At 66.2% G+C, this 910-nt stretch carries 1 protein-coding gene; it reads right to left on the reverse strand.

The genetic code is table 11. The features are described from left to right. The coding region (locus AC097R_RS03495; RefSeq protein WP_479596207.1) for an Ig-like domain-containing protein at positions 1-910 on the reverse strand (910 nt) is incomplete at both ends.

The following is a 910-nucleotide window of genomic DNA, read 5'->3' on the forward strand; positions in this document are numbered from 1 at the left end:
GGGGTCGGAGTCCTTGCCGGCAGGGGCGGCCGTGCTGGTGATCACACCGTTGGCGGCGGTGACCGACAGGGTGGCGTCCTCGGCCACGGAGCCGGAGTCGTTGTTGGCAATCGGAGCCGGGTTGGTGACAGTGAGCGTAAAGCTCTGGGTCACGGAGCCGCCATGGCCGTCATCGGCCGTGACCACGACGGTGTAGGGGCCGGAGGCCGAGGCGTTGTTGGCCAGGGTGCCGGTGATCAAGCCGGTGGAGGCGTTGATCGTGATACCGGTGGGCAGGCCCGTGGCGCTGTAGGTCAGCACATCGGTGCTGTCCACATCGGAGAACTTGCCCGCGGTGGCAATGGAGACAGCGGTGCTGTCGACCTGGGCGAGGTTGGCAATGGTGCCCACGGTGACGGGGACATCGTTGGTACCGGTGACGGTGATGACGAGCTCGGCCTTGTCGGTGGCGCCCTGAGCATCGCTGACGGTGTATGTGAAAGTATCGGTAGCCGTGGCGCCGGTGGCCAGCGCGTTGGCGTTGTTGGCCACATAGGTGTAGGAGCCGTTGGCGTTCAGGGTCAGCGTGCCGTAGGTCCCCACCAGAGAGGTACCCACGGTACCTGCGGTACCGCTGCCGGCCTCAGTGCCGGTGCGCACACCGGTGACGGTGATCGCATCGCCATCGGGGTCGGAGTCCTTGCCGGCAGGGGCGGCCGTGCTGGTGATCACACCGTTGGCGGCGGTGACCGACAGGGTGGCGTCCTCGGCCACGGAGCCGGAGTCGTTGTTGGCAATCGGAGCGTCGTTAGCTCCATTGATGGAGATGGTCAGGGTGGCGGTGGAGGTGGAGCCATCGCCATCGGTGAGGGTGTAGGTATAGCTATCGGTCAGGGGAGCGCTGGCATCGTTGAGGGCATTGACCGTGGCA

Source organism: Rhodoferax sp. ZS1R25 (genome assembly GCF_056521335.1).